The following is a 25,187-nucleotide window of genomic DNA, read 5'->3' as shown; positions in this document are numbered from 1 at the left end:
AGATCTACACCATTGATGTATTCCTCCACGACACCTTGAGCTTTCTGATCTGAGAAACGCAATTCATAGCGATTCCAGATACCAAAAATCTCCAAGGATTCGTCCAAGGAGATGTTTTCCATTCGAGCTATTTCATAGCGTTTTTCATAAAAGTTGAAATAGAGTTGACTTTGACGACTCCCAAAATAAATGGACAAGCCGTGATTAGCTTCCATGGCTTCATTATCTGTGAAAGATCCACCACCCGTGATATTCCATTTCTTGATCGTATCTAGAACAATCTCTTTGGAATAGAGTTTATCAATCAATTTTGGAATCTGAATTTGTTCGTCCTCATGACCATAACCCTTATAGAGTTCATCTAGAGCGATATCGAGACGCTTCACCCGAACATCTTCATAGGAATAAAGAATGTTTTGAAGAAAGATCTGCCAACTGATTCCCTTGTCTTCTAGAAGCAATTCCATCTCATGGCATCCTTGCCCGGATAGTTGAAGACAAGTTTGGTAGTCATTGGTCACAGACTTATCAAAGAAATCAAAAATCCAGATGTTTCCACGTTGCCATAAGTGAGTATAATTCATGAGACGGGTTTCTTGGTCTGTAAATTCGCTTAAGTGACAGTGAAGGAAGTTTTCGCAGAAAGCATCTAAATCCTTTAATCTAGGAAAGGTCAATCGTAGATAGTCGATCTGAGCCCGAAGACTATTTTTATCGCAATTTTGATAGTAACCAAGTTTTTCTTTAAGTTCTCTAAACTTATCAATCGTCAGTCCTCTTTCGCCTGTTTCATAAGAGCGATAGGTTCTTGTAGGTAGATCAACAGCTTGTGCAAATGCTTTTTGACTAAGTCCTGTTTGTTTTCTGAAATTCTTAATATGAAAAGGACTAATTTTGTCCATTCATCGCAACACCTCTTTCTAACAAAGTGACACACTTTTTTGACGAAAGTGACACACTTCATAAAAATTGAAAACTCAACTCCCATAAGGAATGAGGAGGGGTGGACTTGGCGTTTTTGCCAATTGTAACCCCCCTATTAGAAAACGGGGGTTGAAGTTTCATCATGGCCTAGAAACTTCGGGCTACGGTCTGCGCCTGACCTGCAGTCAGGCTTGCCCTTGCCCTTGTCCTAGCCCATGATGAACAATCGTCGCTTCAACTGCTTTTGGATAAGACCTGCGTCCTCCCTCTTCAAATTGAGCGAGGATTTCAAGAAGAAGTTTTTCTTGAAAAGGATCCACTAGAATAGCGGATACAGTCCGTTCAAAGATGATCCCTTGTTCTGTTAAGAGATAGATAATCTTGCGTAAGGTTGGCATTTTAAGATTTTGTTCGTCCGCAAATTCCTTGAGTGGTCTCTTGTTTGGTTCATTTTCTATAGACTCCTCTTCCTCTATAGGATCAATTGTTTCAACCGGTGGTTTATATTCTTCAAATACTGAGAATTCTTCTCCTTCAAACTCCATGATGGGAATTTTAGAGTAGGCATCATAGAAAGAAAAGCCTTGATCAAGTGGTACATATGGAGAGAAAAACTCACCAGCTAGCTCGCCGTTGTTTGCGATATAGCCCCGTCCTTTGACCTTGACCCCATTAATTTCATCTAGCTTTTTGAACTCTTTGGTTTTATTAGCATCTCCAAACATCATGTCATATCCTGTTGATTCTAAATGACCGACGGAGAGACGCTTCATAAAGTTATCCCGAAGAGCCGTTTTGATGAATTCCCCATCGGGCCGTTGCATAGCAAAGATGATAAAAACCCCAGCTTGACGACCTTCTAAAACTAACTGAGAGAGGTATTCCATGAGTTCTGACTGTTGGCTATAGTCACGGTCAATCTTTGCCATAAGAGCTGCCCACTCGTCCACAAGAATGAATTTCGGTTTCATATCATAATGAGTAAAATTCTTTCCAGCTTGGAATTTTGGCGAAGTAGACATTAGTTCATAGCGTTTTTCCATGAACTCTACATTCTCTTTAAAACAGTTAATGATATCTTCCTTACTAGTATAAACACGGCCATAAAAGACTGGAATTTTCTTTAATCCAGCAAGGTCCGAATTCTTTGGATCACAGATATCAACAAAGCCAATTTTAGCTAGTGCATAGATTATAGTCATGAGAATAACTGTTTTTCCTCCACCTGTTCCACCGCCGATGAGAAGATGAGGTTCTTCAATATAATCCCAAGATACATCTTTCATGAGCTGGAGTTTGGATCCCTTGACATTTACTTCATCGATGGTGATTCGGCTATCAATTCGGTTAATAGCAATTTCATATTTGATAAAGCGATTATCAAAGGTTTTATTGCGAAAGTCCCCGTTAAACATGACTTCAAGCGTGGCCCCAAGATTTAGAAAACGATCTTGGAACTTATTACCCTCTAGAATAAAACTCACTTCAATCTTGTAGCGAGATTGTTTGATATACACTTGAGGTAAGGTGATTTTTTCAATGATCTTGTTTTCACGTTTAACCTTTTTAACGAGATAGAGGTTATTCTCTAGCAGAAAGCGAGAGAGTATTCGAAGACTATTGAGCTTTTGAAAAAAGAGCACTTTCCTGTAGCAAACTCGATTGATAAACCAAGCAAGAAGCAAAGAAAAGATAAATCCAGCTCCTAGAAAATACCCTTGAGGTAAGGGATGAACTTTAAATTCTTCTAGATGTATGTAGCTGTAGTAACTAATAGCCAATAAAAAAGGAAACCACCAGATAAACCATGTGATTCCCTTTAGTTTTCGATGAAAAGCGTGAACTCTTTTCCCCCGATAGGTAAAGAGTTTCATAGTGCATCACCTCCTAGTTTTCCTTCTTGTTTTCTACTGGTTTGTTTTCTTTGGTTGGTGCACCTCCAGCTTTTTTCTTGATTTTAGAAGCAAAGAGCTTATAGATGTCATTACGATTGACGTGGGTATGTGTGATAACAATATCTTCTAGTTCAACTTCTTCTCGGTATTTAATGCCCAAGTCTTCAATTTCAGACTCTGACATATCTGCAATAGTGAAAAAGAGAGTTTCATGCTGGACAGAAGAGTGAATCCCTACGACAATTCCACGGATTTCACCTGTATTGACTTGTACAAATGATCCATCAGGATTACGTTGTGAGCGATCCACTTCAAAGATGATATCAGGACCTTCAATGCCTCGGAAAGTTAGTTTTCCAAGGACAGCTGGGACATCTAGTCCATCTGTAATGACACGATAAGTCTTGTCAGCAATTTGTAGTTTTTCTCCGTAGTTTAATCCAATTTTAGCCATGTGATTTTCTCCTTTTGTTTCTTATTTTTTAATTACCAATTTTTCCGCAAAGACATTAAGATAAGGTGCAACAGTATTGCCATTTAGCGCAGTATCTGGGAAAAAGATCGGGTTAACTGCTTCTACTAGAGCATCTTCTGGAAAGACCGTTGTAGAAGCTGGCGTAATAACATGAAAGGCTCCGTGCTCTGCGCTATTTAGAATGTGACGTTGGTATTTACCTTCTTTTCCAAAAATAAATTTAGGAGCATTTCCCAAACGTTCGTAGTAAGCAGGGCCAATAAATTCTGGTTTCATTTTAAGTGTTTCTGAGATCATAAGATTTTCCTTTCTGAGTGTAAAATAAAAAGAGTTAAGCTAGTTGCTTTACTCTTGAGTAATAGTGGGTAAATAGTTTTCGTTTAAACATGCGACTATAGAATTGAATATCCCCATGAGCATAGCCATTTCTATGAGCATCTTGAACCAGACGATCTAAATCTATTTGAGCTTGTGCATAGAGTTTAGCCTGTAGTTTATCAGATTCACTAAACATACCATAGGTAAATTCATAGTTATCATAGAGTCGTTTACATTGTAGTGCGAAAAAAGTTTGTCATATTTTTCTCCTTTATTGTAATAAGTAAAAAAGCTACTAAGTGAAAAAAGGAAAGAACTTAGTAGCTTGAGAGTAGGTCTATCTAATTAGATAGACAGCAGTAAAGAAAAGTTATTTGGTTGGAAAGATCCCTCTTTCCACGGTGGCAACGTTTAGCAAGGTGCTTTGCGTCAATTACCATCGCTTCCCCAGCCAATCTCTTCAGGTAGTCACGATCATACCCAAGGGATTCTCTTACGCCCTTTGGCGAAGCCAGTTCACTTTACTATTCGGAAAAGTGCGAAAGTCCGAAATGCGTGGAAGCCCACAAAAATGTTTTCTATCTTCACTTCAACCATAAAACGGACTTGACTTTTAGTATCAAATAAATTACAATAAAGGTACGAAGTTTAGTGTAGTTTGATAGTCAGTCCTCTGGTTGTCAGACGCACTTTTTATTTAATTGTCAATGATCATAATGCCGATTGTTAGGTGTTATTATTTTTAAACTCTATATAACCATCGGCTATATCTATATTGTATAACTGTTAGTTATATTTGTCAAGGGATTATTTTAAAAAGTTAAAAATATTTTTAGAGGTCAAAAATGGAATTTTCGGAACGCTTAAAAACCCTTCGAAAAGAAGCTGGGCTCACTCAAGTCGATGTAGCTGAAAAACTAGGAATTTCTCAACCTGCTTACGCTTCATGGGAACGAGGGGTTAAAAAACCAACACAAGATAATCTAGTGAAGATCGCACAAGTTTTAAATGTATCTGTCGATTATTTAGTTGGAAACTCAGAAGAAAAATCAGCCGAATTGGATAATATTGAGTTACTTTTTCGTATGAATTCAAAGGGTTTAACTGAGGAAGAAAAAGAAACCTTCAAAAAAGAGCTGATTGAGTTTATGGAAGAACGAAAGAAAGCTTTTGGGGAAAGTCACTAAGATAAAAATATTAGATATAAAGAATATAGTGTATGTATAAAATATAATTTATACTCTAGACTAGAAGGTAAATATGATTGATTTTTTTAAGAAGTATCCTTTTAGAAAAAGGACTTGGGGGAGAAATTTTTCTGTCGAGGATTATCACATTAGAAATCTTTCGGATGGAATTTATTATGCTATAGATAATTGGGATGATTTTGGCTATAAGACAACAATTGTCTTGAAAGCAAAGATCGAAGGCCATATTTATGATTTAGGAGATTTAAAATTCTCATATCTACCGTATAATATTGAAAGTCAAAATTCTGTTGATTTACAGGAAATTGTTGAATCTGAGAAGGTGTATAATATAGTCTCAATTGGAGATAAAAAATATTATAGTTTTTTGAATACTTTTTTAGAAAAAGCTGACAGAGAAATATTTTTTACTCTTTTGGGGGACTTAGCTTATGACCTACAAAAATTTCAAAATGTTTTGAAAGAGGACCATCGATACTTACCGCCTCCAAACGAAAATTATGATCTGCTAAAAGATTCACTTCTGCGCTTTCATTCAAAGGCCGAAGTAGAAATTCAATTACATAGATTGAGTCATGGGGGAAATTATCAAGAAAAATATGAAATTAATCTCTTTGATTTAGAGGGAAGAGAGATTTTTAAATTTAGTAAGGATCCTGATAATGTTAATAAGGTACCTGATTCATTATATGCAATAGTAGGAAATAATGGTGCGGGAAAAACCAGATTTATTAAGAATCTAGTGGATCTTTATATAAAAAATAAAAGTGAATTATTTCAATTAAATTTTGATTTAACTAACTTTAATCAAATTATTCTTATTTCTTTTAGCCCATTTGATTCAGGGTTTGATAAAGAAGATAAAGAGAACTATAAGTTTATTGGTTTAAACTTCAATAGAACCGTAACTCTTAATTCTGAAGAAAGCTTTGAAAGGAGTATTGAACTAGAAATTGAAAGTAAACTAAAAGAGGTTTTAAATAATACATTCAGAAATCTATTTTATAATATAATAGATAGATTATCTTTTGACCCATGGTTTAGTACTTTGAGACTAGCCAATGAAAACGAAGGGACCGTACAGAGTGAGATTTCTGATATGAGTTCAGGGCAAAAGATAATTTTACTAAATGTGCTGAATCTGATATTAAAAGTCAAGGAAAGAACATTAGTAATAATAGATGAACCAGAATTATTTTTACATCCTCCCATTTTGAAGGCCTACATTAGAGCCATTGAAGAAATTGTTGATGAAGAAAATGGAGCATGTTTATTAGCAACTCACTCTGCAATAGTATTACAAGAAATACCACACACAAACATTAGAAAATTAGAATATAATCCCATTACTAAGATTGGTAAGGTTACTAAATTGAAAATAAAAACATTTGGAGAAAATAGCAGTTTTATTAATGATAGTATCTTTGGTACAGATCTTAGAAATACTGGATTTTACAAGTATATTATTGATACAGTAAACAATTCCCCTGATTATCTTGAGACGCTGAAATATATTTTGGGTAGTGAGGCGTTATTAATAAAAACAATTGAAGAGGAACGCAATGTACAGGATTGAAAATCATCCAAAAGATAATATTGATGTTATTCTGAATGAAATATTCAATTATATGGAACAACATCCTCTAAACCGGAAATCAGCTAAATTATTATCAGTTCGTAAAGAACTGAGACATACACTAAAAAAATATGAAGAAGAGTATAAAAAAAATGGGGAGGATTTACAGCAAATTACAAACGATAACTATAAACTGAGTACCATTCATGGAATTAGTAATACACATATGAAGGAGCTTTATAAAGATTTTTTTGATTCAGATTCAAGATTTAGACAGAATTTATATAATTTAACTCCCAATCGATGCCCTATCTGTGATGCTAACTGGGGTTATGCATTACGTACTCTAGATCATATTTTACCCGAATCTATATTTCCACAATTCTCTATACTACCTTTAAATTTAGTTCCTACTTGTTATAGGTGTAACCATTCTAAAAGTACTACGGTAGGATATTTGCCAAACGAAGGAGTTATAAATCCATTTTTTAATAATATTAATTTAACAAAATATTTGAAATGTTATATATACATACAAAATAATGATTTCACAACACATATTCATTTAAAACCTGAAAGTGATTTGCACATTAATCATAATCGCTATCAAAGGCTAAAATTCTTTTATGAAAAAGTTTATAAGATGGATGAAACGTATTCGGAAGTGACTAGGACATCAATTTTAAATTCCTTGCTTGTTTCGCTTTCCAAAGTGGGTCCAATGAGTCAAAGTCAAACTAAACGATTTTTTAGTAGCCTACTAGAGGGAATGAGACGAGAAGAAATAATCAAAGATGGAATAGTGACTACAGAATACTTAAAGCTTCTTTTACTAGATTCGTTGATAGAGGTATATGATTCCAACTATCATAGCTTAATTCAAGAAATGATATCAGAAAAACTCGTTATTAAACGGCAGGCAGAAAATTTTTAATTTAACAAGTTAGTTAAAAAGTAGATAATCGTCTACTTTTTTTATATAATAAACTCAATCAAATCGGTTTAGTTTGGTGATTCATACTTAAAGGAGGTATCATTCTTTGGATGAATTGTATACAAGAATAAGTACGGCTACAAAACATGTGTTATACCAGTACATGAAGGATAACGATATTTCATTACTAAATTATAATTTCAGTTACTTCTTTCAACATTGCATTCAAAAATATCAAATTAAAGTAATAGGTCATCACTTTTCAAATCACAAGATTGAAGGATTAACCGTTATCGATGACTTAGGTATTAGTTTTTCTTATGAAAAGGATAATCCAATTGTAAAGCAGAATTTTACTCTGTGTCATGAACTAGGGCATTTCATACTTAAGCATGAAGGCACTTATTTTGCTGAATCTATTGATAATCAGGAGAACCTACTAGAGCGAGAAGCGAATATTTTCTCTGCTGTAGTATTAATGCCGGACATTGTTTTGTTGTCAAAGATTTATTATGGTTGCAACACCTTTCAACATATTCAAAATAGTCTGGATGTTTCAAAACAGGCACTGTTTTTTCGCCTCTTAGATCTTTTACGAGAATATTATCCTGAGAAAGAAGGCTTCATTAAGCAAGCTATTGAGGAATATATAGAAGGACAAAATGCTACACTCCTCCTTTTGTTTCACAGTATCAAAGAACAGATTATAAAGGAGTTTAACAACTACCAGACTTCTCTAATCAATAAGATAGAGCGATCTTTGAACAAAAGAGGCTTCGTAACCAGTCAAGAGTATCCAGAACTTCTAGATCAAAAGAATTGGAAAACAATAAAGACTTGCCGAAAAAATTTAAAAGTATGGCTCATTTATGATAGAGGAAAATCTATAGCTTATGTTTGGGATAAAAATAAGCTAACGGACAAAGAGGCAAAACAAAAAGCTGAATTGAAATTACTATTAATGTGAGGAAAACGATGTATCAACCAGAAAAACTAAAAGCTCGTAGAAAAGAGCTAAAAATGACTCAAAAAGATATTGCGGATCGTTTAGGTATTAGTTATCAAGCTTATTCAGCATGGGAACGTGGAGTAAAACAACCATCTAGAGAAAAAGTAAAGCTTTTGGAGCAGATTCTAAATGCTCCAAAAGGCTATTTTACAGAGCTTGAAATTGCCCGACTATATAATATTTTATCAGATGAAGCTAAGGATCAAGCACTTAGTTATGTTAGAGGCCTGGTTCAAAAAGAACAATGTAAGAATGTTGTTTCGATATCGGAAAAACTATACGAATACCATGTTTACGAACAAATGTCTGCTGGTATCGGCTCATCGGTGTATAACGATCAAAACTATGATACTGTCTATTTTGATGAAGAACTAGCCCACGATTTCGCCTCATGGATTTCTGGTGACTCAATGGAACCCAAATATCAAAATGGTTCCGTGGCTCTCATTCGTGAAACAGGGTTTGATTATGATGGTGCAGTATATGCAGTAGTCTGTAATAATCAGACATACATTAAAAGAGTTTACCAGGAAGAACAGGGTTTACGATTAGTTTCTATCAATCCAAAATATCGAGATATTTTTCTTTCGTATGATGAAGATCCTAGAATTGTAGGGATTATTGTAGGGAATTTCTTACCTGTTGAACAGTGATATTGTTAATGTAAAATAATAATAGTGTATTCCTTTCTTGTTTAGGTGCCTGTAGGATATCTTATATTGGCGAACTTTCTTCTAGTCAATACGTGACCGCCTCCAGTTCTATCAGACCGTTCTTTTACAGACACAAGTGAAGTAGGTATACTTCGGTTCGACAGCCTGTATTTCCAGTGTCAAACTTTCAACAGTCACTCTCCTGACTGTTGAAATATTCAGTCCTTCGCTCCCTTTCCATTACAGAAATTTCATCACTACTATGGCTTCGGCTGAGAGCCTGCCCCAGCCATTGTTGTTCAACGAAGAATAAATTGATAACAACAATAGGCGAGGGTACTTCTTATGATTAGTTGTTACTACGTCTTATTTACTCCCATGAGACCTCACGGGATAAGTCATACAAAGAAAAAAAGCAACGATTTTACGCTGCTTTTTACATCATGGATATTGATTAGCTATCAAAAAATAAAATGGTTCACCTATTTAGCTTACTCAATCAATCTTCAAAGTAATCCTCTAGAAGCAAGTTGTTATTTAGAATGCATAACTTTTTAAAATGTAATCTTTCTTGAAAATATGTGTCATGACAAACCAAAAGTATCGAACCTGGATAACTTAATAAGAATTTTTCTAGTGCATTAAGTGAGGTAATATCAAGAAAGTTTGTTGGTTCATCTAAAATAAGAAAATTTGAATCGCTCAGAAGGACTGATGCAAGTTGGCCTTTAACTTGCTCACCCCCAGAGAGCTTGCCAAACGGAACAAATATTTTATCAAATTTTAAATCTAGCATTGCAAGAAAGTTTATAATTAATTGTTTATTATGACTACTTGCTTCATATATATTATCAAAGAGTGTTTTATCTTGGTCTAGTGTATTTAATTCTTGACTAAAATACCCAATTTTTAAACCTTTTGAAAAATATCCATCTATTTCTTGATTTACTATACTTTTTAATAATGTAGTCTTTCCAGATTTATTTCTTCCAGTTAACAACCATTTTTCTCCAAACCTCATTTTTATTTGAGGTATATAAAGATCTATAAAATTTGTACTTAGCTTGCTTTCTTTTAATTCGATCATTGTATTAGAAGAATACTCTAATGTGGAGCTTATTGTTTTAAACTTAATTTGTATTTTAGGTGAAGGTCGGGAAGGTGCAGTCAATCTACTTAATCTTTTTTCAATAGCTTTGGCTGATTTGGCCATGGCTTTTTCTTGACTATCGTAGCTCCCCATTTTTGAACGCGCTTTCCAGTCTGAGTTGCTGATTCTATTAGAACTTTTCTTACTAATTTTTTTTGATCTTATCTTTTTATTTTCTAATTCTTTAGTTAACCTAGCCACCTCATTGTTATATTGAGCAATATTTTTCCAACATTGCTCTTCTATTTGATTTCTTTCATTTTCAAATTCCGTAAAATTTCCTTTGAAAACTCCTATTTGACTCCTTTCAATGAAAACAATTTTTTCTATAATATTGTCTAGTAAAAAACGATCGTGACTAACCAAAATTATTGTACCATCAAATTTCGATATTCTATGGATTAACCATTGAACATTATGCTGATCCAAATGAGATGTCGGCTCATCTAAAATTAGTATAGAGGGTCTTGAAGAAAAGGCCTCCTTTAATAACTTTAAAGAAATCTCTCCTCCTGATCCATCTATAATCTCCTTAACTTGAGGAACATAAGCAATATCTCCATTCACTGTTATCATACCTTTGTAATCAATATCTTCCTGGATAATCATTCTTAGCAAAGTTGTTTTTCCTACACCATTACTCCCCACAATGCCTATCCGTTCACCATGATGAAGAATTAACTCAGGTATTTGAAGGATATGTCGTGAATTAATTTGTTTTTCGATATTTTTCATGCGGAGAACTTCCATATCAGCTCCTATATTTCAAACTATTCTTCAGCGTACATTGACGATTGCATTTTATACAATTTTCTATAATACTCATCCTTATTCATTAACTCATTATGAGTTCCGAATGAATGAATTTCTCCGGATTTTAACACCAAAATTTTATCAGCAAATTTTACACTCGCAAGTCTGTGAGTAATATAGAAAACAGTTTTTCCTTGTGTCAATTGCAGAAAATCTTGAAATAATTCATATTCTGCTTTGGCATCAATTGACGCCGTCGGCTCATCTAATATTAAGATTGGTGCATTTGAAAACAACGCTCTGGACAGCGCAACTTTCTGCCACTCCCCGCCAGATAATTCTTTCCCACCATCAAATTTTCTTCCCAAAACTTGGTCTAATGACATATCTTTCATATTAAACCGACCTTTATCAAGCGCTTTAGTTATATCTTCATTTTTAAATATCCTAGATAAATCGGACAGTGCAACATTCTCTCTTAATGAAATATCAAATTTAGAAAAATCTTGGAAAATTGAAGTAATCTGCTTTCTATAATCTGTCAATTCATATTCTCTAAGTGACTTATTGTTTACTATTATATCACCCGAATAGTTAGGATAGAAAGCACATAGCAATTTGACTAGAGTCGTTTTTCCAGCTCCATTTTCCCCAACTATTGCAATTTTCTCTCCCTCAGCTATTTTAAAGCTAACGTTACTTAATACCAAATCAGAATTGTTTGAATAAGAAAAGTTAACATTTCTAAATTCTATGATATCATCACCAAAATTATTTTCAGTTTTAGTAATTGGTACTTCTGTACTTAGCTCATCTTCAATTTCAATAAACTTAAAAAAGTTTTCCATGTAGAGGAGAGTGTCATAGAGGAGTGAACTATCTTCTACAAGTCTAGCCATACTATTTATTGAGTAGATAATACTAGTAGAAAACACAAAAATAACACCTAAATCTAAAACACCTTTTTTGATTTGAATAATAACATATCCAAACATTAAAATTATGACGATACTATTAAGAGTTATAAATAAAGCTGAATTGGTAAATTTTTTTCTCCGATCAACTTGGAGCTTGTCAGTTATTGATGTAAATACATCTGTATATTTTGTAATAAAAAAGAAATATAAATTATAAAGCCGAATATCTTTAATGTGATTGCTACTCAAAAGAACCTGACTATAATAATCTAACTTACGAGATTCTTCACTATTAGACACAAGTGTTTCAAATGCCTGTTGCTGGATTCTATAAGCTATGATACCTTGTGGAATCAATACAACAAACAGTAGTAAACTTACTAGTATATTCACAGAGCTAACCATTAACAGCATAGAAGCAAATACAATTGCATTGGAGATAAGGCTAGTTCCAAATACTAATAAATTTACTGGACGCCAACTTGCTTCCGAACTAAGCAACTGTATATCGTTATAGAATTCGCTATCTTCAAAATAACTAATATTCTGTAATCTCTCTGATTTACGCATCAACTCCGTATTTAATTGATACGTCAATAAATCAGTCATGCGACCTTGTATCATCACGAGCAGTGGGGATATTAGATTGTTAAGAAAGAAAGATACCCCCCAAACCGCAATAAGCATAGTAAGATTTATGGAATTCAAAGAGGATATTTTATTGACAACTATGTTAGTAATAAAAATACTGATAGAAGGAAGAATAGATTGTATAGGAACCATTAAAATCATCCACAACATTATAGACTTTGATGTTTTCCACACAAAATTCAAACTTTTTAGATATAAATTTAAATAGTTAAATATTTTTTCCATGTTCAATCTACCTTTTAATAAAATTTTAGGCTAGAATAAACTCTAGCCCAAATTATATAAGTGCATACTTTAATTTCTAAGCGTTTAGCTAGAATACAACAACACAATACTAATTAGCCTGTGCACTTAGTTGCACCTCTTCAGCTTGTAATCTCCAATTAAATGGCATACAATAAGTTTCATACAATCTTATGACTTCACTATTTTCCAAGTTAGATTGTTCTAAAACATGGTATCTATCTCGCATACTACCACCTTGGTCTTGAAGAATACATTTCTGATACGGTGCCAACGTAAACAAAGTAAATTTATTTCCTAACTCATCAAACTCAAATACTTCAACGGGTTTATCATATGAATAATATACATCTATATTATTCGCAACCATTTCAATAGTAACTTGATTACGAGCTGTAAAACAACTTGTTCTATATTTAGCTCCTGCTTCAATTGTCTGATAAGAAGGAATAACATGAACATGTCCAAAATGAACTGGAATTACTCCCTTAATTGTCATTTCTAAACAGAATTGACTTTTAGGTGCAAGTCTATAAATACTTTCATATGAGTCAGCAATCTCAACAAATGAATTATTTGTATCAACTAGGGCATCCGCACCAAGAATCATCCCTGCTTCAAGCGAATAAACCTCATCTTGATATCTCACAGTTGCATCACTGCCTGAGACATACCTTACAATACAAGGATTGTTTCCTTTTTGGAAATCACCAATTTTTGTGTAGTGACGCTCATGATTTCCGATATCATCAATAGTAGTATATAAACCAACAATATTATTCATTATAATCCCTCCTAATATGTAAAAATGTATGCACTCCTATCCCAAATAATTAATCAGCCTTCCCAACATCAAGACCATTGGACTTCTTTTGTGATTGCACTCGAATCTCCAATTGTTTATTCTTCTGAATAAACTGTTGGTAAGGAATTGTATTACTAAACATAAAAACACCTAGCAATGCAAATGTAACTAATTTTTTAAATCCACGTTTTTTTCTCTCGCAATGAAAGCCCTTTCTGTTTTCTTGATTTTATTCTAACATATATATTTTTATTTAGCTAATTTTTTATTGTTTTTTGAACTTTTTTTTATTTTTATAACCATAAAGAATAATTTATTCCTTTAAGTTGCTATTTTGAACTAAAAATTTTATAATGAAATTAAGCAAATAGGAAGGTTTATTATCTTTAATGAATACACTCGCAGAGAAATTCAGATTAAAAAGAAAAGAGCTAGGACTCTCCCAACAAACTCTTGCAGAAGGAATTTGTGAACAAAGCCAGATTAGTAAAATTGAGAGAGGGTATTTCATTCCCTCCGCAGACCTTTTGTTCAAACTCTCACAACGACTTGAAGTACCATTAGATTATTTTTTTAATGAACAAATTGAAATTAAATCTAACCTCTCTAATTTCAAGCAATTATCTGCTCGACTATTAGATGACAGAAATTATGAAGATTTGGAATATATTTATAGAATAGAGATTGAACGAAGTACTTTTCTAACACTAGAAGACCGAACTTACCTTGAATGGATTAAAGCTATTATTGACTTCTATCAATATGACAGTAAGTGTGAGGCTATTTCTTCATTGGAAAATATATTATTAAAAGTCTCCTCAAATACTCTGATTTATTTAAAGGTATTGAATACTCTATCTAATTTCTATTCCTTAGTGGGTCGTGAACAAGAATATGAGGCAAACTACTCTCGTTTAATGGAGTTATATCAGACAAAAAATTTTGAGCATCAAGAGTTTTTATTTGGCTACATCAGAGTTCGTTACAACTACGCTCACTACCTAGTGTCAAAGGAAAAATATAACGAAGCCATCCAAGAAGCTCTTGAGACGATTGAACTCTGTAAACAAAGACAGACAAGCTACCAACTGGCTCCCCTACTTATTCTTGTAGGAAATGCTGGAGCCAAATTTCTAGACAAAGAACAAGTCAAAAATTATTATATAGAAGCAAGAGAGTTATGTAAGATTTATAACAATCATTTAATGTTGATGAAGATAGAAAATTATTTGAAGGAATTAGATACTGTATAGTTAATCTTGACATTATAGTTTTTCTGAAACGTTAAATAACCTGTAAGGCTGATAGTGATATTAATACTATCAGCCTTATAATTTTTCCATGGTATTTCAAATAACTATACTGATTTTGTTTCCCGTTCTAATTTGGTAACATTTTGATTTCTTGTGTTATAAAGTATATTGATAAAATTCTCTAATCCCCTAACCTTATATTCGTAATCATCTATCCATTTAGTCATAAATCTTTGATTTTCTTAGGAATGATATTAGGATAGCAAGGATAATTTGGAAAAATTATCACATAAATTGATATAATACTTAGTATAGAACAACTTATTAAGAGGTTAATTATGTCTAAATCATCTAAACAAATCGAAGAAGACGCTATTGACTATTTAAAACTGGCACTAAAAAAATCTAAACATATTAACAGAGAAATTTCTAAAGGGGATAGAGAACCTATCTGGGATGGTCGTATCTATTTTTATCATTTCAAAAACATACTTTTTTAATACTAAATTTTATAATATAATAGATACAATGACTTTTAAAATCTTCCCTATCCATAGGTGGATAGGGTTTTTCGTTGTTCATCACACGTTCTAAACATTCAATACTAGATCTTAGGTGAAACATTTCATGTTTCCTATATTTTTCATCCTGTGAGTTTAATAGTTCGTTTAGGTGACGTCTAATATGCCAAATGGCTTTTCTAATATTTGCTTCTTTTAAATTATTCATGAATCCATTGTATAATAAAATATAATCCAATTTCTTTGATTAAGCTAATTTACATGAAATATAAGCTATTCGGTTAAGAATAAGCTTAAAAGTTTTTTGAAGTAATCTATTCAGCACAAAAAACACCTATTCGGTAAAATAGGTGTGAATAATGTTATTTATATCCATATTGTTTTAGAGCGTTTTTATATGCTTCGCTACCTTTAAGATAGTAGTCGTGCTTAACTCCGCTAATATCAACAGAAAAGACCCCATCTTTAAATGAATATTCTTCTGTTCGACTTGCCATATTTTGTCCAGTTAATTCGATCGTATTCTTTTGTTTGTTAATGGTAAAGCTGTCGGCTTCTCCATGCTCAATGGAAGCATTTTCTCCTTTAATAGTAAACGCCAACTCGTTTCTTTCACTTGAGATCCAATAATACTCACCATCTAAAGATTGGTAGTTATTTTTAGAGCAAGCAATTAACGTAATTATTGATAATGAAAGTAGTAGTATACTTATTATTTTTCTCATAATCTTTACCTCCTTCTGTAATTTTAATTATACCAAAATAATATTACAAGAGTATATCAGTGTCTGTTATAACGGAAAAATGAAGAAATGTCTATTATAATAGCAAATAAAAATGTATATGCTTTAACGATAAAATGAATATCCTGTTCCTTAAGACATTATTTATTTTAATAGAATCATCTAATCGAGAGCTAGAGAACAAGAAAGCAAAAGCGCATGGAATCTTTCTTTGGCATTCTTAAGTCTGAAATGTTTTATGGTTATGAGAATACGTTTCAGTCACTTGAGCACTTGGAACAAGCTATTGTCGACTATATTGATTACTACAACAACAAACGAATTAAGGTAAAACTAAAAGGATTTAGTCCTGTACAATACAGAACTAAATCCTTTGCTTAAATTAATTATCTAACTTTTTGGGGTCAGTACAATCTGGTTGCTAGGGCTTTATTATGCTATATCTTACTAGGGATGATGATCTTTTCAGGATTGCTCATAATCTGTGTAAATATTTCTTTATATTTATATTTCAGATATTTTTCGTGTAGAATGAACAAAGCTACGTAAACAATCATAAAAACAATAGATAAATACAGTATATCAAATGTACTATGTCCAAAATAAGTTGCGGACTCATAAGATCCAATAGCTCCTAAAACCAACCAAGGAATATACTTGTAATACTTAGTTACCATAACACAGTCCCTTCTTTAATTAAACTAATGAGAATATCTAAAACTAAAAGTCATACCTGTACGTGTAGGATTATAAGGATCTAAGGTCATCAAAGTGCTAAATTCTCAAACCAACTTCTACCGCCAATAAACGTGGAAGTTAATTTGTCAAAACAATGCTATTAAAAAATAAAAGGGAAAACTTTTTTTGTTAAATAAGGTTATCGTTACTATTAACCAAATATAGTTTTTAGCCAATCAACTATAAGTGGTCTAAGTAATGGGATTATGAATAGACCTACAATGATACCTAAAATAAATATTAGAAACATTTTTTTGAAGCTTCTTTTGTTCATCTTATCTCTTTTCAATTAATGGAATCCCCACCATCGCCAAATATCTAACAAGTTGAAGAGTGGGAGCGATGCTACAAAAAATAAATAAATAGTGATTTTTTTCACGTTTTTCACCTCTTTCTTTAATATATATGATATACTAAACATATATCGAAATGTAAAAATGTCACATATATACACATAATTAGAGGTGAGTTGTTATGCGTTGGGATTACGGTACGATCTATAAAAAAATACGGAAATCAAAACATATTAGCCAGGAGGAAGTTTGTCAGGGTTACATTTCAAGAGCGCACTTATCGCGTATTGAATCGAACCAAGTGTTACCGAGTTTTGAGTCGATGGAGCATCTTCTAAAGCAAGTTGGCTTAGATTTCGAAGAATTTCGATATATATGCCATTCCTACCACCACTCCGATAGGGAAGAAATTATCTTATTAGCAGAAGATAACAATGCCTACCAATCAAATGATAAATTATTGGAACTGAAGAATAAGAGTGTAGCTTATTTAAAAAAACATCCTAATGATATTCCTGTGTTAAATATACTAAAGAGAGTAGAGGTCATTCTTTGTTTAAGAGAATCTGGTCCAGATGAGAAGGTAAGAACGATGGCCACGGAAGCTTGGAACGAAATCAAAAATCAGGATGTCTGGTATCATAGTGACCTTAAATTAATTGTCGTTATTTTATTTACACTTCCACTAGAAACAGTGATTTCTATCTGTGATGAAGTGATAGATAGACTCAATGATTACTCTGATTATACAGAGATTCTTCCCACCAAGTATAAATTACTCTCTAATTTAGCTAGTATTTTTCTGTGGAATGGTTTGATGGAGAAGTGTACGAGTATCAGTTATCTATTGTTAGATACGGCCAAAAAAAGTAAGCGATATGATTTTCTAGGAAATGCTAAAGTGACACTTGGAATTTGTTTAACGGATAAAAAGTTGGTCGATGAAGGATTGCAACTACTCGAATTAACGGATGAACAAACACTATTGGAAGCATGTCAATCCGATGTGAATCGTTTTTTCAAGGAATGAGTTTCTAAATGGATTAAGTCATAAAACGGTTTGAAGATATAATCGACATATTGTTGTATCTATGCTCAATGGTTATTGGGTAAGGGATGGCAACCTACACATTATCCCGTTAGATCAGCTAGTTAAGCAATATTTGAAAAAATGATCATTTAATTTAACAAATAATAATTTTGAATTGCACCTCAAATGTTAGAGTTCATCTAATATTTGAGGTGTTTTTAATATGAAATACAATTATTTTCAATTATCAAATAAAGAGATTTCCGTTCAGAAGACTTTGATAGCATAGTTTGAACCACTAAATACTGAGGAAAATATTTTGAGTTCATTTATCTAAGTATAAAATGTGTATATAAGAGACAATTTGACATTTGCTTTTTTATTTTGTGTATTATTATTCTAGAAAGAAAAAATAGATTTCAATTTTAAAATCGTTCGTTATCTTTTTATTGTAGATAAATAGGTAATGAAGTAATGCTATAGAAAGGAAAAGTGATTCCATTGAGCTATATAATAAATATGATGGTTTTAAAAAGAAAAAGCTTGATCTAGTTTGGAAAGGATAATGAAAAATGTTCAAATGTTCTAAAATATTAGGTACATTCACAACTGTACTAAGTTGCATTTTATTAGCAGGTAATGTAGTCGCATCAACAAAAACCGAGTCTATTGCATCAGATACAGGTATTATTGATGGAGGAGTCGATTTAAATACTCAGCCAAATGAGGCACCAAAATATTCTGAACGAGCTCCAAGACCGCGACAAAAAGAATTGCCTATAAAATTTCAAACTCAAATTAATGACTATTATTGTGGACCTGCTTCAGCCTCTATGATTGTGACGTCTTTAGGACGGCCACGTTCACAACAACAAATGGCGACACTACTGGGTACTACCGCAAATGGGACAAACGCGGGGAATAATGTATCAAATGCATTAAATACCGTCATGAAAGGAAGTCGATATAAATTCAACTGGGTTTGGCATAAGTATTCAGATATAAATACAATAAAAGATCATATTACTCATGCTATTAGCTATGGAAACCCTGTCATGGTTAATACCATGGAAAGCCCTGGTGATTGCTACTTAGCAGGTCATAATATTGGTACAACACTTTATCATTATGGTATTGTTGCGGATTACTTTGATTATGGAAATACTGTGACATATGTTGATCCAGGATATGGAAGATATAATGGTTTTCGTATGAATCAGCGTGTTTCTATTAAAGATATGAGTTATGCTACGGGTGGTCGTGGATATGCTTGGTAGATTATAAGTCAGGAGGTATAGGCTGATGAAGACAAAAGATCATGACAAACAAAAATTTTTAAGTTTTATCATCGTTGGTATTATCATTCTCTTATCAGCCTGCACTCTTGTAGGACCACAAAAAAAATCTCCTTCCGGTAGTACCAATGTGTCTAGGAAAATAGGATTCGAGGAAAGAAAGGCAGAAGATTTATTAAAAAATTCTATTTCTATCCCTTATCCAGATGGGAAAATCTTTACACCTACCGTACTGTCAAATGATAGGATTGCTTATGGCGAGGCTGTTGACCAAGGACATGAAGATCAGAATTATCTTGCCAGTATGAATTTACATACCCAGGAATTTCAAAAGATAAAAGATGTTGAAAAGACATCTAATCTGACTCATGTAGCTGTTAGCTATGTAGATCATGATATTGTTGTTTTTGAAGAGTATGATCAACTCAATCAGACAGGGATTTACTATCTTTGGAAGATAAAAGACAAATCTTTAACGACACTGATCGATAGGAGACCTATTGGAACAGTTCCAGTTACTCAAGTAGCTCGATCCAACCAGAAACTCTTTATAAATTATGAAGTAGGCGATAGCCTATATCAAATTGAAGAATTTGACCTTGAAACAGGGGCTCATCAGACGATTGAATCAGAAAATAGCGGTTTTCCGACTGTCTTTAAAGATCACTTGTATTATGTACAAATTGATAACACAGCTTTAACCACAAAAATTGTAGCCTACTCCTTAAGTGATGGGCAGAAAAAGGTTATAGATCAAACAAAGGATGATCAACGCTATTATGTCGATTTATTGACGAATGGGCACAATCTCCTTTACTTGGTTGCAAATAATAAGGATGCTTCATTTACCTTTGAAAATAAAAACCACAAGAAGATATTTTCTACTTCACAGGCAGAAACCTCCATATATCGCAATATTTATCTCACATATATGGGAGAAAGAAGAAGTGAAGAGCGCGTTAAATCTCAATATTATTTGTGGGATTTAAAGAATCGGATTCATTATTTATATGATCATGGCCCCATTTTACTATCGGATAAAGGGATTCTATGGATTCAATTCAAAAAGAAAGATAGTGAGATTCCAAAAGGTGAAATCTATCGAAATGAAAACTCCGTAATGCGCTATCAAGAATGGTAGAAAGGAGAAAAATCATGAGAAAAGTTCATTTATTCCTTGTACTTCTGACTTTGCTTGGTTTATCTGGCTGTAAAGAGACACCAAAAGAAAGCCAAACAAGTCCTTCCAGCTCTCGTAAGGTCACATCCTCTTCATCAACAACAGTTAGTGTAAAAACAAAGGAGCGTACAGAACCTAATCCTCCAATGCCAGCAGAGGTAGCAGAGCGATTAAAAATCAAGGAAGACGTCGCAGAAGTTGGAACTCAGCAAACTTTGCCATCTTCAAAACAGGAACAAGCTTCAATGAAAGAGAATACGCAACCTTCTCAATCGCCCGAGCAAGAATCATCTAGTAAAGTGAATCAAGGGATCCGAAAACTATTGCCTATTCCTCTAAAGCTTCAAGAAGAATGGTATTTCTGTGCACCGGCGACAGTCCATATGATGCTGGCTAGTCGAGGGGTTAGCGTCTCTCAACATCAATTGGCTAAGGAAATGGGGACTTATAATCCCTATGGGACTCATAATCGAGATGCCATTCGCGTCTTGAATCAGAATCTATTTGGCTATCCGGAACCAAGTGGAAATCAAGCAGGCTATCGATTGGTTACTGTAACAGATGCTCGTCCAGATTCGGAAGATATCCGTCTCTTTAAAGAACGCGTACGCAAAGATATTGATGATGGGTATCCTCTCTATTACACCTTTAATGTAGCTCAAATCTATCCTGGAAAAAGTGGGGAACATAATGTGATCGGAGTTGGCTATGAATTGACAGCAGATGGTAAGGACATCTCAGCAATCTATTATCTAGACCCCGATACACATGTACAGGATCCAACCTATGGAGGCTTGAAGAAACTGACACCAGAGGAGTTATTAGCAGCCATGGTTACATGCGGTGAGAAAAATTATGCTTGGTGAGAAAGTGAGTCGTGAAATGGATAGGAGGGATAACCTATGAAACGCTCTTATCTTTTTGGGATTTTATTTCTATTCTTCCTTTTGCTTTCTTGTTCTAAGGTCCAAACACCAATGTTTCAAGTTGATCCAGAATCGAATCTTTACTTGGTCACCTCAAAAAGTATTCAATCATATACTAAGAAAGAGAATAAGCTCGAGTTACATCGAGTAGAAAAAATTGATGTAGCAACGTATGTTAATCTCTGGAATTCGTGATACAGATACTTTTGAGAAGGTGGCAGGAAACCAATTGTTGTCAATCGATTTGCACACTGGAGAAAGGAAATTATTTACCTTACCCAATCCTTATCCTAATATGCTTTATCCAAGTCCAGATAATCATTACCTTGTCGTCAAGCACGAGGTAGAAGGAAAGAATATTCTATCTGTTCTTGATTTACAAAATGAAACTATAAAAGCCATTGTGTTGGATGACAATTCAGGTGAAACACCAGAAGAAATAAATTCTCTTACAATTTCAAATGAAAATATGTTGTATCTAGCTACTGGTCGACATTTATTACAATATAGTCTCAAGGATGCTAAGTTGATTGAGAAACAGAAATTAAAATTGGGAAAAGATGATTTTCCAATCGGATTAAGAATCGTAGAAAAAGACTTAGGGTCAAATAAATAATAAACAGCACCCCAAAAGATAGATTATAACATCTATCTTTTGGGGTGTTTTGTTATGAAAATGAATATGTAGTAGAATGAAAATCTGTGCTATTACCCTATTCTTCATTGACTAATTTTTAGGCTTACCACTTGATCAGCTTGTATCCAAATGGTTGGATTATGTGTTGCAATAATGATCAGACGTTCCTTATTTTTTAATGTTAGGAGCAAGTCCATAATCTCCTGTGAGGTCTCAGGATCAAGAGCGGCAGTTAATTCATCTGCCAAAATTAGAGGAGGATCTTTTAAAATGATCTTTGCCAAGGCTACACGTTGTGCTTCTCCCCCAGATAGCTCTTCTAATATTTTCTTCTTTTAAATTATTCATGGATCAATTATAGAATAAAGTACTATATAACTTTTTGGTAAGAAATATAAACCATTTGGTACAAATAGATAAGTCCAAAATAGAAAAATCATCTATAATACTCTAAAATACACCTATTCGGTAAAATAGGTGTATATGATGTCATTTGTAACCAAATTCTTTGAGAGCTTTCTTATAGGCACTGCTACCCTTTAAGTAGTAGTCGTGTTTCATTCCACTAATATCAACAGAAAAGACCCCATCTTTAAACGAATATCCTTCTGTCCTTTTTGCAATATCTTGTCCAGTTAACTCAATGGTTTTCTTTTGTTTATCAATCTTAAAGTTATCGGCTTCTCCATGTTCAATGGAACCTTTATCTCCTTTAATAGTAAACACCAATTCGTTTCTTTCACTTGAGATCCAATAATACTCACCATCTAAAGATTGGTGGTTGTTTTTTGAGCAAGCAATTAAAGTAATTATTGATAATGAAAGCAGTAATATACCTACTAATTTTCTCATAATCTTTGCCTCCTTCTATATTTTTAATTATACCAAAATAATATTACAAGAGTATGTCAGTGTCTGTTATAACGGAAAAATGAAGAAATGTCTATTATAACGGCAAATATTAAACTTTCGTCGATTGATTTTATTTAATATTGAGACAAAGTATAGATCAATAGCACTATATAATTTAAATATTGATGGATTTGATCTTGATACAGTAGCATATCATTGTAAAATTCTGCCTGATGCAGACCTCCTAGATAGTTATGAATCTACATGTTGTATTGAAAATAAAATACAGATAGAATTCTGCAAGTGTCTGATACTATGCTATTTTAGACTAATTGAAAGCTAACTTTTTATTTTCCCCTATTCAATCAAACTCAATCAGTTTTTTTTGAAAAAAGAGATAGAATTCTGTGAGTGCTTGATGCTGATGCTACGCTGTTTTTAGCTCAAATGAAACCCATACTTTCCAAACCAAATGTTACTATTTGTAAGTAAAAGAACAAATAACAAAAAGAGGAGCTTCACACTAAAGTTCCTCTTCTTTTAAATATCCGAATCATTATTTTAATTCAAAAAGGTAGTGATTCGGTTGATTTATATTGGATTGTAGTGAAATTTGAAATTTCAAAAATCGCTTAAAATCAAGGTTTTTAACGTCTATTGACGTGTAGTGAACCCCTATTTCACCTAGAAAGAGGTTACGACACAATAATAGGGGAAAAGGGACTTACTATTTCTGGTGGACAAAGACAGAGAATATCTTTAAAAGTTTAAACTTTTCTAATCTTTTGAATGTTCGTTGACAAAGACTTGTTCTTAGATGTATAATGAATATGTAAAATAATTCAAAAATAAATAGAGGTGATAATATGCAATTATCACGATATGTATTAAGTCATAAACTTGATTCAGGTACGGTCTATTTTAATACTAAAAATAATCATTCTTTTTTTATAACAAAAGAATTGGAAGAAGTGATCTCTCATAATAAAGAGATAGCAAGAAATATTACAGACTCTCTTTAAAGAGGTTTATGATTATTTTAATGCAGATTGATGGTTTATAAGATTAAGTCTCATTAGGTAGAGATTAGTACATTCTTGTTGAATAATTTTATTTAATGAAGGTTGTTTATAGTTGAAAGGGGAAATAGATGGTCTCTAAAATTGATACAGCTTGGGACTTGTTTCTGGAGGGAAAAACATCAGAAGCTAAACAGTTGGTTGAACAAGATTTTTCCATTGATACCTGTACAGATTTTAGCCTTTTAAATCTGATGGGGTATTTATTATTGGCAGAAAAAGACTATGCCTCGTGTGTTCGTATCTTTGAGAAATACATTATATTAGCTCAACAAAATGAAGATAAAGAACATGAACACATTGGATTACATCAATTAGCTATGATCTACAGAGATCAGGGGGATTTTCATAAGGCTTTAAAGCTCATTGAAGATGAAGAGAAGATAATTGAAGAGCATTTTCCCAATGATAATCTAAAGAAAGCTATAAATAACTACGAGCAAGGCTATGTGAGATTGAAATTAAACAATCTTGATGAAGCTCTTACATTCATGAATCTGTCATTGGAACAATCTTTAGAGACTGATGATGTGATTTCTCAAGCTTGTAGCTATAGAGGGTTAGGTGAAATCTATTTAGCCTTGAAAGATACGGAATTATCCAACAGACATTTCAAACGAGCTATAGAGCTTTTCGAAAGTGTTGGAGAGTTTGAAGGGATAAAGGAAATTGAAGAATTGACCCCTTAAAAGTTTAAAAGAGATGAGTTCTGTTAATAAGCAGAGCTCTTTTTTATCTAGAGTTAAGTTCTTTAAATATTCATTGACCAGACTTATTTTTAGATGTATAATGAGCATGTAAAATATATCACAAAGAATAATATGTAATAAGATTTAATGATTACATCTGATATTTCTCAATTATAGGGTTCTATTATCTAGGAGAGATTTATGATTAATATTTTTAAATATCTTGATAAAAAAACAAAATACCTAACCATTATTGGGGCACTGGCAAATGGGGGTCTCGCTTTGGGGCAACCCTTGGTTGTTGCCAAAGCATTATCGATAGATCAAAATAACCTTACCTATTCTTCTATTTGGAAATTTGCCCTCTTTGGTTTTTCTGTCTATTTCGCTTTGTATAGTCTAATGTTATTTTGTAATCATGCAAATAATGTCTTTCGACG

The 25,187-nt window shown here is 33.0% G+C and carries 25 protein-coding genes and 3 pseudogenes; 16 read left to right on the top strand and 12 right to left on the bottom strand.

Going from position 1 to position 25,187, the window contains the following annotated elements; translation table 11 throughout:
• From GMC92_RS10555 to GMC92_RS10540, 4 genes are all read right to left on the bottom strand, one after another.
• On the bottom strand, positions 1 to 902 hold a 902-nt coding region (locus tag GMC92_RS10555), incomplete at its 3' end, for a replication initiation factor domain-containing protein (protein WP_155200328.1).
• A 207-nt stretch (positions 903 to 1,109) separates the two neighbouring features.
• Entirely contained in the window at positions 1,110 to 2,798 is a 1,689-nt protein-coding gene (locus tag GMC92_RS10550) for an FtsK/SpoIIIE domain-containing protein (RefSeq protein WP_155200327.1), read from the bottom strand.
• A 13-nt stretch (positions 2,799 to 2,811) separates the two neighbouring features.
• Positions 2,812 to 3,273, bottom strand: a complete 462-nt coding sequence (locus GMC92_RS10545; protein ID WP_006149314.1) for a hypothetical protein — start codon at positions 3,271 to 3,273, stop codon at positions 2,812 to 2,814.
• A gap of 21 nt (positions 3,274 to 3,294) precedes the next feature.
• Positions 3,295 to 3,591 (bottom strand): cytoplasmic protein, encoded by a 297-nt coding sequence (locus tag GMC92_RS10540; protein WP_138261591.1) that lies wholly within the window; start codon positions 3,589 to 3,591, stop codon positions 3,295 to 3,297.
• Positions 3,592 to 4,457: 866 nt separating this feature from the next.
• Here GMC92_RS10540 and GMC92_RS10530 point away from each other — a divergent pair.
• The 5 genes from GMC92_RS10530 (at position 4,458) to GMC92_RS10510 (ending at position 8,992) form a co-directional block, all read left to right on the top strand.
• Positions 4,458 to 4,799 (top strand): helix-turn-helix domain-containing protein, encoded by a 342-nt coding sequence (locus GMC92_RS10530; protein ID WP_155200325.1) that lies wholly within the window; start codon positions 4,458 to 4,460, stop codon positions 4,797 to 4,799.
• 73 nt (positions 4,800 to 4,872) lie between these two features.
• A complete protein-coding gene (locus GMC92_RS10525) occupies positions 4,873 to 6,396 on the top strand; it encodes an AAA family ATPase (RefSeq protein WP_155200324.1) in 1,524 nt (507 codons plus the stop codon).
• A complete protein-coding gene (locus tag GMC92_RS10520; RefSeq protein ID WP_155200323.1) occupies positions 6,383 to 7,330 on the top strand; it encodes an HNH endonuclease in 948 nt (315 codons plus the stop codon). Before GMC92_RS10525 ends, GMC92_RS10520 begins: the two co-directional genes overlap by 14 nt.
• A 106-nt stretch (positions 7,331 to 7,436) precedes the next feature.
• Positions 7,437 to 8,297: an ImmA/IrrE family metallo-endopeptidase gene (locus GMC92_RS10515; RefSeq protein WP_155200322.1), complete on the top strand. Its 861-nt coding sequence runs from the start codon at positions 7,437 to 7,439 to the stop codon at positions 8,295 to 8,297.
• A gap of 8 nt (positions 8,298 to 8,305) precedes the next feature.
• On the top strand, positions 8,306 to 8,992 hold the full coding sequence (locus tag GMC92_RS10510) for a LexA family transcriptional regulator (protein WP_155200321.1): 687 nt from the start codon (positions 8,306 to 8,308) through the stop codon (positions 8,990 to 8,992).
• A gap of 499 nt (positions 8,993 to 9,491) precedes the next feature.
• Here the strand turns inward: GMC92_RS10510 and GMC92_RS10505 are convergent, their stop codons facing one another.
• The 4 genes from GMC92_RS10505 to GMC92_RS10910 all read right to left on the bottom strand — a co-directional run bounded on the left by GMC92_RS10505 (position 9,492) and on the right by GMC92_RS10910 (position 13,668).
• Positions 9,492 to 10,877 (bottom strand): ATP-binding cassette domain-containing protein, encoded by a 1,386-nt coding sequence (locus GMC92_RS10505; protein WP_173019421.1) that lies wholly within the window; start codon positions 10,875 to 10,877, stop codon positions 9,492 to 9,494.
• A gap of 35 nt (positions 10,878 to 10,912) precedes the next feature.
• Entirely contained in the window at positions 10,913 to 12,688 is a 1,776-nt protein-coding gene (locus GMC92_RS10500; protein WP_155200320.1) for an ABC transporter ATP-binding protein, read from the bottom strand.
• A gap of 109 nt (positions 12,689 to 12,797) precedes the next feature.
• Complete coding sequence (locus tag GMC92_RS10495; protein WP_070595621.1) at positions 12,798 to 13,490, bottom strand: hypothetical protein; 693 nt, start codon at positions 13,488 to 13,490, stop codon at positions 12,798 to 12,800.
• A 49-nt stretch (positions 13,491 to 13,539) separates the two neighbouring features.
• Complete coding sequence (locus GMC92_RS10910) at positions 13,540 to 13,668, bottom strand: PhrA family quorum-sensing system peptide (protein ID WP_422070971.1); 129 nt, start codon at positions 13,666 to 13,668, stop codon at positions 13,540 to 13,542.
• 232 nt (positions 13,669 to 13,900) lie between these two features.
• Between GMC92_RS10910 and GMC92_RS10490 the strand changes: the two genes are divergently transcribed.
• Positions 13,901 to 14,764 (top strand): helix-turn-helix domain-containing protein, encoded by an 864-nt coding sequence (locus GMC92_RS10490; RefSeq protein WP_155200319.1) that lies wholly within the window; start codon positions 13,901 to 13,903, stop codon positions 14,762 to 14,764.
• A 338-nt stretch (positions 14,765 to 15,102) separates the two neighbouring features.
• Positions 15,103 to 15,264: a hypothetical protein gene (locus tag GMC92_RS10770; protein ID WP_173019420.1), complete on the top strand. Its 162-nt coding sequence runs from the start codon at positions 15,103 to 15,105 to the stop codon at positions 15,262 to 15,264.
• A 383-nt stretch (positions 15,265 to 15,647) separates the two neighbouring features.
• On the opposite strand, the gene GMC92_RS10485 is transcribed toward GMC92_RS10770, so the two are convergent.
• Positions 15,648 to 16,010 (bottom strand): hypothetical protein, encoded by a 363-nt coding sequence (locus GMC92_RS10485; RefSeq protein ID WP_155200318.1) that lies wholly within the window; start codon positions 16,008 to 16,010, stop codon positions 15,648 to 15,650.
• A 216-nt stretch (positions 16,011 to 16,226) separates the two neighbouring features.
• Here GMC92_RS10485 and GMC92_RS10480 point away from each other — a divergent pair.
• A pseudogene (locus GMC92_RS10480) lies at positions 16,227 to 16,409 on the top strand (IS3 family transposase); the annotation flags it as partial.
• Between the two features lie 56 nt (positions 16,410 to 16,465).
• On the opposite strand, the gene GMC92_RS10885 reads toward GMC92_RS10480, so the two are convergent.
• On the bottom strand, positions 16,466 to 16,705 hold the full coding sequence (locus tag GMC92_RS10885) for a hypothetical protein (RefSeq protein WP_155200317.1): 240 nt from the start codon (positions 16,703 to 16,705) through the stop codon (positions 16,466 to 16,468).
• 535 nt (positions 16,706 to 17,240) lie between these two features.
• On the opposite strand from GMC92_RS10885, the gene GMC92_RS10470 reads away from it, so the two are divergent.
• The 5 genes from GMC92_RS10470 to GMC92_RS10450 all read left to right on the top strand — a co-directional run bounded on the left by GMC92_RS10470 (position 17,241) and on the right by GMC92_RS10450 (position 22,106).
• Positions 17,241 to 18,089, top strand: coding sequence for a helix-turn-helix domain-containing protein (locus GMC92_RS10470; RefSeq protein WP_070594654.1), 849 nt, complete (start codon positions 17,241 to 17,243; stop codon positions 18,087 to 18,089).
• Positions 18,090 to 18,661: 572 nt separating this feature from the next.
• Positions 18,662 to 19,366, top strand: coding sequence for a C39 family peptidase (locus tag GMC92_RS10465; protein WP_023919417.1), 705 nt, complete (start codon positions 18,662 to 18,664; stop codon positions 19,364 to 19,366).
• 25 nt (positions 19,367 to 19,391) lie between these two features.
• The gene (locus GMC92_RS10460) at positions 19,392 to 20,525 is read left to right on the top strand and encodes a hypothetical protein (protein ID WP_070594653.1); all 1,134 of its coding nucleotides are present in this window, start codon (positions 19,392 to 19,394) and stop codon (positions 20,523 to 20,525) included.
• A gap of 14 nt (positions 20,526 to 20,539) precedes the next feature.
• Complete coding sequence (locus GMC92_RS10455) at positions 20,540 to 21,430, top strand: C39 family peptidase (RefSeq protein WP_155200316.1); 891 nt, start codon at positions 20,540 to 20,542, stop codon at positions 21,428 to 21,430.
• Between the two features lie 232 nt (positions 21,431 to 21,662).
• Complete coding sequence (locus tag GMC92_RS10450) at positions 21,663 to 22,106, top strand: hypothetical protein (protein ID WP_241672903.1); 444 nt, start codon at positions 21,663 to 21,665, stop codon at positions 22,104 to 22,106.
• Between the two features lie 104 nt (positions 22,107 to 22,210).
• On the opposite strand, the pseudogene GMC92_RS10445 reads toward GMC92_RS10450, so the two are convergent.
• Positions 22,211 to 22,444 (bottom strand): annotated as a pseudogene (locus GMC92_RS10445) (ATP-binding cassette domain-containing protein); the annotation flags it as partial.
• 172 nt (positions 22,445 to 22,616) lie between these two features.
• Positions 22,617 to 22,979: a hypothetical protein gene (locus tag GMC92_RS10440; RefSeq protein WP_155200315.1), complete on the bottom strand. Its 363-nt coding sequence runs from the start codon at positions 22,977 to 22,979 to the stop codon at positions 22,617 to 22,619.
• A gap of 124 nt (positions 22,980 to 23,103) precedes the next feature.
• On the opposite strand from GMC92_RS10440, the gene GMC92_RS10955 reads away from it, so the two are divergent.
• The 3 genes and pseudogenes from GMC92_RS10955 to GMC92_RS10430 form a co-directional block, all read left to right on the top strand.
• A complete protein-coding gene (locus GMC92_RS10955; protein WP_083307791.1) occupies positions 23,104 to 23,322 on the top strand; it encodes a hypothetical protein in 219 nt (72 codons plus the stop codon).
• A gap of 807 nt (positions 23,323 to 24,129) precedes the next feature.
• Positions 24,130 to 24,747, top strand: coding sequence for a tetratricopeptide repeat protein (locus tag GMC92_RS10435; RefSeq protein ID WP_155200314.1), 618 nt, complete (start codon positions 24,130 to 24,132; stop codon positions 24,745 to 24,747).
• A gap of 201 nt (positions 24,748 to 24,948) precedes the next feature.
• Positions 24,949 to 25,187, top strand: a pseudogene (locus tag GMC92_RS10430) (ATP-binding cassette domain-containing protein); the annotation flags it as partial.

Source organism: Streptococcus parasanguinis, assembly GCF_009717775.1.
Classification (GTDB): Bacteria; Bacillota; Bacilli; order Lactobacillales; family Streptococcaceae; genus Streptococcus; species Streptococcus parasanguinis_AG.
This window is presented reverse-complemented; position numbering and strand designations above follow the sequence as displayed.

What these genes read in the sequence shown, in the direction of transcription:
- GMC92_RS10550 (WP_155200327.1), bottom strand. Translation starts at nt 2,798, where the DNA reads ATGAAACTCTTTACCTATCGGGGGAAAAGAGTTCACGCTTTTCATCGA.
- GMC92_RS10545 (WP_006149314.1), bottom strand. Translation starts at nt 3,273, where the DNA reads ATGGCTAAAATTGGATTAAACTACGGAGAAAAACTACAAATTGCTGAC.
- GMC92_RS10540 (WP_138261591.1), bottom strand. Translation starts at nt 3,591, where the DNA reads ATGATCTCAGAAACACTTAAAATGAAACCAGAATTTATTGGCCCTGCT.
- GMC92_RS10530 (WP_155200325.1), top strand. Translation starts at nt 4,458, where the DNA reads ATGGAATTTTCGGAACGCTTAAAAACCCTTCGAAAAGAAGCTGGGCTC.
- GMC92_RS10525 (WP_155200324.1), top strand. Translation starts at nt 4,873, where the DNA reads ATGATTGATTTTTTTAAGAAGTATCCTTTTAGAAAAAGGACTTGGGGG.
- GMC92_RS10520 (WP_155200323.1), top strand. Translation starts at nt 6,383, where the DNA reads ATGTACAGGATTGAAAATCATCCAAAAGATAATATTGATGTTATTCTG.
- GMC92_RS10510 (WP_155200321.1), top strand. Translation starts at nt 8,306, where the DNA reads ATGTATCAACCAGAAAAACTAAAAGCTCGTAGAAAAGAGCTAAAAATG.
- GMC92_RS10505 (WP_173019421.1), bottom strand. Translation starts at nt 10,877, where the DNA reads ATGAAAAATATCGAAAAACAAATTAATTCACGACATATCCTTCAAATA.
- GMC92_RS10500 (WP_155200320.1), bottom strand. Translation starts at nt 12,688, where the DNA reads ATGGAAAAAATATTTAACTATTTAAATTTATATCTAAAAAGTTTGAAT.
- GMC92_RS10495 (WP_070595621.1), bottom strand. Translation starts at nt 13,490, where the DNA reads ATGAATAATATTGTTGGTTTATATACTACTATTGATGATATCGGAAAT.
- GMC92_RS10490 (WP_155200319.1), top strand. Translation starts at nt 13,901, where the DNA reads ATGAATACACTCGCAGAGAAATTCAGATTAAAAAGAAAAGAGCTAGGA.
- GMC92_RS10770 (WP_173019420.1), top strand. Translation starts at nt 15,103, where the DNA reads ATGTCTAAATCATCTAAACAAATCGAAGAAGACGCTATTGACTATTTA.
- GMC92_RS10485 (WP_155200318.1), bottom strand. Translation starts at nt 16,010, where the DNA reads ATGAGAAAAATAATAAGTATACTACTACTTTCATTATCAATAATTACG.
- GMC92_RS10885 (WP_155200317.1), bottom strand. Translation starts at nt 16,705, where the DNA reads ATGGTAACTAAGTATTACAAGTATATTCCTTGGTTGGTTTTAGGAGCT.
- GMC92_RS10470 (WP_070594654.1), top strand. Translation starts at nt 17,241, where the DNA reads ATGCGTTGGGATTACGGTACGATCTATAAAAAAATACGGAAATCAAAA.
- GMC92_RS10465 (WP_023919417.1), top strand. Translation starts at nt 18,662, where the DNA reads ATGTTCAAATGTTCTAAAATATTAGGTACATTCACAACTGTACTAAGT.
- GMC92_RS10460 (WP_070594653.1), top strand. Translation starts at nt 19,392, where the DNA reads ATGAAGACAAAAGATCATGACAAACAAAAATTTTTAAGTTTTATCATC.
- GMC92_RS10455 (WP_155200316.1), top strand. Translation starts at nt 20,540, where the DNA reads ATGAGAAAAGTTCATTTATTCCTTGTACTTCTGACTTTGCTTGGTTTA.
- GMC92_RS10450 (WP_241672903.1), top strand. Translation starts at nt 21,663, where the DNA reads ATGTTAATCTCTGGAATTCGTGATACAGATACTTTTGAGAAGGTGGCA.
- GMC92_RS10440 (WP_155200315.1), bottom strand. Translation starts at nt 22,979, where the DNA reads ATGAGAAAATTAGTAGGTATATTACTGCTTTCATTATCAATAATTACT.
- GMC92_RS10435 (WP_155200314.1), top strand. Translation starts at nt 24,130, where the DNA reads ATGGTCTCTAAAATTGATACAGCTTGGGACTTGTTTCTGGAGGGAAAA.